The organism is Nitrospiria bacterium (assembly GCA_035517655.1).
In the GTDB taxonomy this organism is placed as follows: Bacteria; Nitrospirota; Nitrospiria; order JACQBZ01; family JACQBZ01; genus JACQBZ01.
Genome location: DATIYJ010000036.1, coordinates 51,840 through 59,261, shown reverse-complemented (window position 1 = coordinate 59,261; position 7,422 = coordinate 51,840). Strand labels below are relative to the sequence as shown.

Here is a 7,422-nt window from a genome sequence, read left to right as displayed (position 1 = left end):
GCGGCCCTCGGCGTAGAGCTTTTTTAAGCGCTCCAACAACTCACGTTCGGTCTTCTCTCTCGTGTCTTCGGTGAATATTTGGAAGTCATAGGGTTCGCCGTTTTTTCGTGCCTTCCGTTCATCCCAGAGCTTACAGAAAATAAGCTTGTCAAGTTCATCGAATGCTTCGGAGGGATTTAATTCTCCTCCGCCCCAAAGCGCCTGGTGCGCTTGCTGAAAGCGACGAGTGAGTTCGTCCTCGGTAACCTTTTCGAGGTCAAAGAGCTTCTGGCCAGTCTTGGTCGCGCCGCCACCTTTAGCGAACTTGAATTTCGCAAGCTCCTCGACGCCGAATTGTGGTACGTCGGGTATAGTGATACGCGCCTTCGGTTTCTTGGCGGTGACTTCATAATACTCATTCTTCAGTCCGGAGGTAGTCCAAACATACTTGGCTCCCTCTGCGACGCCGTAACTGAATGCCTGATCCACCGCACGGACGAACTCAAGTTCTGACACATCAGGCTTCTTGCACTCGACAATGATCCACGGTGATTTTAATGCTTCGTCTGAGTAAACAACGATATCTGCCTCTTTCGTTTCTGCACCCATTTGCACCGACACATATTGTCGAATGCGCCTGACTGGATATTTGTAGACAAGGACGAGACGAAGAAACGCTTCGGCCTGAACTTTTTCCTCCGGATTTTCATAATTCCGCCGCTTCCCTTGCGACACATAGACAATGTACTTGCCGCCATCTTCGAAACGGATTAGTCCTTGTTTCAAGCCTTCAGCAATAAGGTCCATACGCTATCCTCTGAGTCGTCGTGTCGTCGTTGAGGTGCAATGCACCTCCTTGGCCTTGCAATTATATATGGAACCATAATCTGATCGCATATGCTGGACTCATGCAAAGAATAGGGGCAAAACTAGCCTTTCAACATCCCCCGCCTTCCAGCGCTTCTCCTCAAACCCCATCTTGTCTCCACGGCCGGTCTATAGGGAAAAATGGGGACAAGGAAGTGAGGAATATGCCATACGCCCCTACGATTTCCTTTTCTTCTTTCCGTATCCCGTTTCCCGTTCGCGCACGCGATCCGACGGGGCCGATTTGGCCCGGACGACGGCCAGGCCGATCAGGTCCGCGGGATCATGGGTGGTCCGCTTGCTCGCGTCCAGGACTTCGATCGCGACGATTCGCTTGTCCTTGGCGTAATCGATAACAATGCCGTCGATCTCTTGCGAATCATCGATCGAAACATCCGGCAGGAACTCGATGTTCAGCAGATCATGGTCCGTATCATATTCGATCTTCATTAACGATCCTCCTTCCAGTATCGTTTCACGGCCGAGGTTAGATAGGCCGTAATCACGATATATTTTTCCGGTGTTTCCTCAAACACGACCCGTAGCAGTCTATCCTTTCCTCGAACCTTGTACCGCCGATGGGCCACCTTCCGCCCGCCGTAACCTTCCACGACCTGCTCCGGAGAATTCAGAGTTTCATCGACCCATTCATCGGAAACGGATCGGCGCCCCATTTTCTTTTTGGCCAGCGGGATAATCTCAATCTCTTTCACGGGACCCGCTCAGTCACTATATACATTCGCTCGCCACGATGCAAAAACCGCCGGTTGTTTTTGCAGAAACCTGAGGGTCACGTTTTACCTTCCATCATCACCGTAAATTTGACCTCCACCCTCTCCTCCCCCTCCCCCATCCACATTTGACCCTCCTGTATTATGCAATTCAATTCCAAGCCCCGCTTTGCAAGCGCGGCGAGGGCGCGGGTGGTTTCGGGGGAAAGATTGATAACGGTTAAATTCTTCGCCCGTTCCAATCCGGCGCGGTTTTCCTCCCACCACAAATCGGCCTTGCGTCCGCCATAGGCATACACGACGACCCGCCCGGCGCGGCGGCAGGCCTGGCGGATCGCGCGTTCATCCGGGAGGCCCGCCTCGACCCACAGCTCGACGGCGCCGGTCAGGTCCTTCCGCCACAGATCGGGCTCGTCTTCTGAATTCGGCCCCGCCCCGAGCCGGCCCTGTGCGAAGGACAGCCGCTCGTCCGCATGCCGCGCGAAGGCCACGATCCGCACCATCAGCCGCTCGTCCGTTTCGGAGGGATGGCGCGCGAGTGTGAGCGCATGGTCGTGGTAGTAGGGCCGGTCCATGTCGGCGATTTGAAGCGCGGCTTTATAAATTGTGGAACTTAAGGCCATGGAATTATCGTGTATCCGAATGCGTCAATTCGGGCGAACACATTTGCACCTAATTCATTACCTATTCAACTCTGTATTACCTATTTCCCCCACCGGGCCGTCTTTCGCCATTGCGCGTTCTGTCCGCGCCCCAGGCATTCCACCCGTGTGGTTTTCGTACGGGCGACGCATGCGTCGCCCCTACGGTGCCCTGATTTATCGGGCAGGGCAAGCCCTGCCTCTACGCCCCCGGGCCCCCTATATATAATAGATGCAGATCGAATATATTCGTCCTTTTCGCGGCCCAAGTTCTGACCTCACGAGGCCTAGGGATGCCATGACGAGCTCAACAACGGATAAAAATTCGGCAGGACAGATGGGTGGGAGTATACAAGAAGCGGCTAAAAAGCTCAAGGGACGCTATCGCGACCGGCGCTGCGGATCGAGGGCGTCGCGTAGGGCGTCGCCCAGGACGTTGAAGGCGACCATCGTGAGAAACAGCACGAGACTCGGAAACAGGATCAGATGGGGATAGAATTTCATCGCGCTCCAGCCCTCGCTCGCCATGCTGCCCCAACTGGCGAAGGGCGGCGCGATGCCGAGTCCGATAAAGCTCAGTGTGGATTCGGCCAGGATCGCGGCCGGGATGCGGAAGGTCAGTGTGACGATCAGCACGCCCAGCGTGTTGGGAAGGATGTGGAGAAACAGAATCCGGTGATGCGACGCGCCGACGGCACGGGCCGCCTCAACGAAACTGAACTCCCGCAGCTTCAAAACCTCCCCGCGGATGATCCGGGCCACCGTGACCCAGCTCACAAGGCTCAAGGCCAGAAAAATTCCCAGGACCCCCCGGCCGATGGTCACCGTGATGAGAATGATCAGCAGGAGATCCGGCAGCGAATAGACCAGGTCGACGAGCCGCATGAGAAGGTTGTCCGTCCTCCCGCCCACGTAGCCCGAGACGGCGCCGTAAACCGTGCCGAACAGTACGGCGAACAAGGCCGTGAAGATTCCCACGGACATGGACATGCGCGCGCCGTAAAGCAGGCGGGAGAAAAGGTCCCGCCCGAGACGGTCCGTCCCCATCCAGTGCTGCGGGCCGGGTCCCTGCAGTATGGAATGGGTGTCCTGTTGATCGAACGGATACGGCGACAGCCACGGGGCGGCCAGCGCGGCCAAGCCGATCAGCATGATAAAGCCGGCGCTGAAGATGATCCTTGGATGGGATTGAATGAATCGCTGAACCGTCATAAGAATTCTCTTGTACGCAAGCCGGTCCCGGACAGGCCGACCGAGGCTGTACCCATCGGCTCCAACGGCTTTCGTTTGACCCGGCTAGGCTCGGCCGCTCAATTTTCCGAAGGGGCTCGACGGAAAATTGACCCTGCGGGCCGCGTCCTTCGCCAAGCCGGGTAGCCCAAACGTAAGCCGAGTCGCCTCATGGACCCAGCCCCGTTCGGCCTGTTTATGATGGCGCGCCCCACCACCCGCTATTGATCCTTAATCCGCATCCGTGGATCAAGCCACATGTAGGCCAGGTCCACGACGATATTCGCCGCAACGATCAGGACGGCGTAGACCAAGGTCACTCCCATGATCAACGGATAATCCCGGTTCGTCACGGCCGTGATAAAGTACCGCCCCATCCCCGGGACCGAAAAAATGAACTCGACCACGAAGGACCCGGTCACCAGGGTCGCCGTCAAGGGACCCAGGAAGGACACCACCGGCGTGATCGAATTTTTCAAGGCATGTTTTAAAAGGACCCGCCCTTCGCCGAACCCGTTGGCCCGGACCGTCCGGATGAACTCTTTATCGAGAATCTCAAGCATGCTCGACCGTGTCAGTCGCGCGATATACGCCGCCGGAAGCAAGGCCAGGGTGACGGCGGGAAGCACGCTGTAGCGCCATCCTTCCCACAGCGCCGCGGGAAACAGATGAAGCCGGTAGCTGAAGATCATGATCAGGAAGGTCCCGATCACGAAATTCGGGACCGAGATTCCGATCGTGGCCAGGAACATCCCGGCGTGATCCGCCCAGGAGCGCGGACGAGCGGCGGCGACGATCCCGGCGCCGACGCCCGCGATCACCGAGATCAAAACCGCCCAGAGGCCGAGCTGCGCCGAAACCGGCAGGGTATCGCGAATGATATCATCGACGTTGCGGCCTAAATATTTATAGGAGGGGCCGAGGTTTCCGCGAAGGAGATCCCCCAGATACAAAACATACTGCGTTAAAACCGGTCGATCCAGATGGTATTTCGCGTCGACATTGGCGCGGATTTCGGGCGGCAGCGATTTTTCCTGGTCGAAGGGTCCGCCCGGAACGACGTGCATCAGTATGAAGGTGGCCGTGGCCACCAGCCACAACACCGGGACTCCCCAGGCCAACCTTCCCAGGATAAAGCGGATCACGGCCTCTCCAGATGAACGTTCTTGAACTCGAGCAGCTCCAGTGCGTTGACCCGAAGTCCCCGCACGTACGGCTTGATCACCCAGTTCTGCGTGGCGACAAAGAGCGGCATGATCGCCGCGTCCGTTTCCAGCAGAATCCGCTGCGCCTCGTCGTAGGCCGCCTGCCGCCGGTGCGGATCGGGCTCGGCCGCGGCCGAACGGATGAGCGCATCGTAGCGGTCGTTTTTCCAGCGAGTCCGGTTATTTCCACTGGTCGAGGTAAAGAGATTCATGAAGTTATCCGGATCGGGATAGTCGGCCCCCCAGCCCAACCGGAACAAGGGCGGCGGGTCGGTCTGAAGCTGTTTTAGATAGACCTTCCATTCCTGGTTGTCCAGCAAAACCTCCACGCCCAGGTTCCGTTTCCACTGCGCCTGAAGGTTCTCGGCGATCAGACTGTTCTCCGGAGCGGTATTAAAGGCCGCCGTGACGGTCGGAAAGCCGCGTCCGCCGGGATAACCCGCATCGGCCAGCAAGCGGCGCGCGCCTTCGGGATCGAAGGGCAGGCCGAGGGCGGGGTTGTAGTACGGCATGCCCGGCGGGATCCAAAAGGAGGCCGGGATCTCTCCGCGTTTTAAGATCGCCGGGAATTCCCTTCGGTCGACCGCCATCGAAAAGGCACGACGGACCCGCGGATCGCTGAAAGGGGGTTTCAGAACATTGAAGCCGTAATAATACCCCCGCAGAATCGGCGCGGAAACATACTCGGTCTTCCCCCGGTAGGCGGACATCGCCTCGGGCGGCAGGGTGGCCATCTCCAGATCGCCGGTCTCATACAGGGTCAAGGCGGTCGCGGTTTCGTTGACGACGAACATCACGATCTTTGAAAGCGCGGGCCGTTCACCGTAATAATACGGGTTGGGCCGCAGGGTGAGCTTGTACTCGTGCCGCCATTCGTCAAGCATAAAGGGCCCCTCGGTGACGAGATGGCCGGGCTCGGTCCACCGCTCGCCGAATTTCTCGACGACGTCGCGGCGCATCGGGAAGGTGACCATGAACGTGGTGATGCTCGGGAAGAAAACGATCGGCTTCCGCAGCCGGACTTCAAGCCGCCGGTCGTCCAGCGCGCGAACGCCGACCGAATCCGGACGGTCGGTTTTTCCGGTATTGTAGTCCTCCGCGCCCTCGATATCGTATAGGAAATAAGCATATTCCGCCGCGGTTTTCGGATCCAATAGGCGCTTCCAGGAATACTCGAAATCTCCGGCCGTGACCGGTTTCCCGTCGCTCCAGCGGGCGTCCTCGCGAAGGTGAAAAAGATAGGTCCGGCCGTCCGGCGCGACCTCCCAGGAACGGGCGACGGCGGGCCGCGGCCGGAGTTGCTCGTCGTACTCCGTGAGGCCTTCCATGAGGTTGATCAGGACGTCGAACGAAACGCTGTCGGTGGCGAGATTCCAATCGAGCGTCGGCGGCTCGTTGGAAAGCGTCATTCGAAAGGTCGATCCGTCCGGAACCGGGGGAACGCGCGCGACCGGGCGGACGATAAGCCCCGCCGACGCAAAAACCAACGCCAACGCAACGGCCCATTTGATCCGGTTGTGATTGATCATCACGAGTGATTGCAAACCCGCGGCTGATTATATATGATGACGCTTTAAAATACTAATACAAGGATCTTTTATCCTGTTCCATCGGCGGGTCCTGTCCTTCGGCGGCTCCATCCGGCTTTACCGGTGGATAAAGCGAGGATCTGGCTTTGCCGGTCCGAGCGCGGGGCGCGGGGGCGCCTGCCTGCCGGCAGGCGGGTCGGAGGACGCGGAATCTATTCTTCGCACGGGCCCCCATGGATCATGGCGGCGACGCGAGCCCCTTCAAAGAGGAGATTGAATGAAACCCGGCGTCTTTCTCACGCGCGTTTTGCCGACGCCCGTGATGCATCGGCTGAAAACGCTGTTTGATCTGAAATACAACGTCCGCGACCGGCCGATCACAAAAGCGGAACTGATGCGCGGCCTTCGGGGGAGACCGGCGCTGATCTCGATGTTGTCGGATCCCGTCGATGAGGAAGTGATCGGCGGCCATCCCCGCTTGAAGGTCATCGCGAATTATGCCGTCGGTTATAACAACATCGATCTGAAAGCGGCCGCCGCGCGGGAGATCGTCGTGACCAACACTCCGGGCGTGCTCACGGAGGCCACCGCCGATCTGACCTGGGCCTTGATCCTGAGCCTCGCGCGGCGCGTCCCGGAAGCCGACCGGCTCGTACGGACCGGCCGATGGACGGGATGGAATCCCACCCAGCTTCTGGGAATGGAGGTCTCCGGAAAGACACTGGGCATCATCGGAATGGGCCGGATCGGACGGGCCGTGGCCGAAAGAGCCGCGGGCTTCGGAATGCGTCTGATCTATCACAACCGCCGGCGTCTCCCGCCGCCCGTCGAGAAAAGATTCCGCGTCGCCTACCGGCCGCTCTCCCGTTTGCTGGCGGCCGCCGATATCGTCAGCCTGCATGTCCCGCTCGCCTCCGAAACCCGCCACCTGATCGATCGCCGGGCATTCGACGTCATGAAAAGCACGGCGCTTCTCATCAACACGGCGAGAGGTCCCGTGGTGGACGAGATGGCTCTGGCGACGGCGTTGAGGAAGGGAAGAATCGCCGGGGCCGGGCTCGATGTTTTTGAGGAGGAACCCCGTGTTCAAAAAGGCCTGTTGAACCTGCCCAATATGGTGTTGCTCCCCCATCTCGGCAGCGCCACGGTCGAGACCCGCATCCGAATGGGATGGATGGTGATCGAGAACATCCAAGCGGTCCTGAAGGGAAAACCGGCGCCCAACACGATCCGATAATCG

The 7,422-nt window shown here is 58.9% G+C and carries 8 protein-coding genes; 1 reads left to right on the top strand and 7 read right to left on the bottom strand.

Annotated elements, in window-relative coordinates; translation table 11 throughout:
- The 7 genes from VLY20_07525 to VLY20_07495 form a co-directional block, all read right to left on the bottom strand.
- The coding region (locus tag VLY20_07525) for a type I restriction enzyme HsdR N-terminal domain-containing protein (GenBank protein ID HUK56492.1) at positions 1–786 on the bottom strand (786 nt) is incomplete at its 3' end.
- 237 nt (positions 787–1,023) lie between these two features.
- Positions 1,024–1,296 carry a DUF2283 domain-containing protein gene (locus VLY20_07520; protein ID HUK56491.1) on the bottom strand — a complete coding sequence of 91 codons (273 nt, stop codon included), beginning with the start codon at positions 1,294–1,296 and terminating at the stop codon, positions 1,024–1,026.
- Positions 1,296–1,559 carry a DUF4258 domain-containing protein gene (locus VLY20_07515; protein ID HUK56490.1) on the bottom strand — a complete coding sequence of 88 codons (264 nt, stop codon included), beginning with the start codon at positions 1,557–1,559 and terminating at the stop codon, positions 1,296–1,298. The genes VLY20_07520 and VLY20_07515 overlap by 1 nt, the downstream gene beginning before the upstream one ends.
- Before the next feature lie 77 nt (positions 1,560–1,636).
- The gene (locus tag VLY20_07510; protein HUK56489.1) at positions 1,637–2,200 is read right to left on the bottom strand and encodes a YaeQ family protein; all 564 of its coding nucleotides are present in this window, start codon (positions 2,198–2,200) and stop codon (positions 1,637–1,639) included.
- 399 nt (positions 2,201–2,599) lie between these two features.
- Positions 2,600–3,430, bottom strand: coding sequence for an ABC transporter permease (locus VLY20_07505; protein ID HUK56488.1), 831 nt, complete (start codon positions 3,428–3,430; stop codon positions 2,600–2,602).
- A gap of 239 nt (positions 3,431–3,669) precedes the next feature.
- Positions 3,670–4,593, bottom strand: coding sequence for an ABC transporter permease (locus tag VLY20_07500; protein HUK56487.1), 924 nt, complete (start codon positions 4,591–4,593; stop codon positions 3,670–3,672).
- Positions 4,590–6,182 carry a peptide ABC transporter substrate-binding protein gene (locus VLY20_07495; protein HUK56486.1) on the bottom strand — a complete coding sequence of 531 codons (1,593 nt, stop codon included), beginning with the start codon at positions 6,180–6,182 and terminating at the stop codon, positions 4,590–4,592. The genes VLY20_07500 and VLY20_07495 overlap by 4 nt, the downstream gene beginning before the upstream one ends.
- Before the next feature lie 277 nt (positions 6,183–6,459).
- Here VLY20_07495 and VLY20_07490 point away from each other — a divergent pair, with 277 nt between their 5' ends.
- On the top strand, positions 6,460–7,419 hold the full coding sequence (locus VLY20_07490; protein ID HUK56485.1) for a D-glycerate dehydrogenase: 960 nt from the start codon (positions 6,460–6,462) through the stop codon (positions 7,417–7,419).
- Positions 7,420–7,422: the final 3 nt, after the last annotated feature.

Coding starts and splice junctions, on each gene's coding strand:
- VLY20_07520 (HUK56491.1), bottom strand. CDS start 1,296: ATGAAGATCGAATATGATACGGACCATGATCTGCTGAACATCGAGTTC.
- VLY20_07510 (HUK56489.1), bottom strand. CDS start 2,200: ATGGCCTTAAGTTCCACAATTTATAAAGCCGCGCTTCAAATCGCCGAC.
- VLY20_07505 (HUK56488.1), bottom strand. CDS start 3,430: ATGACGGTTCAGCGATTCATTCAATCCCATCCAAGGATCATCTTCAGC.
- VLY20_07495 (HUK56486.1), bottom strand. CDS start 6,182: ATGATCAATCACAACCGGATCAAATGGGCCGTTGCGTTGGCGTTGGTT.
- VLY20_07490 (HUK56485.1), top strand. CDS start 6,460: ATGAAACCCGGCGTCTTTCTCACGCGCGTTTTGCCGACGCCCGTGATG.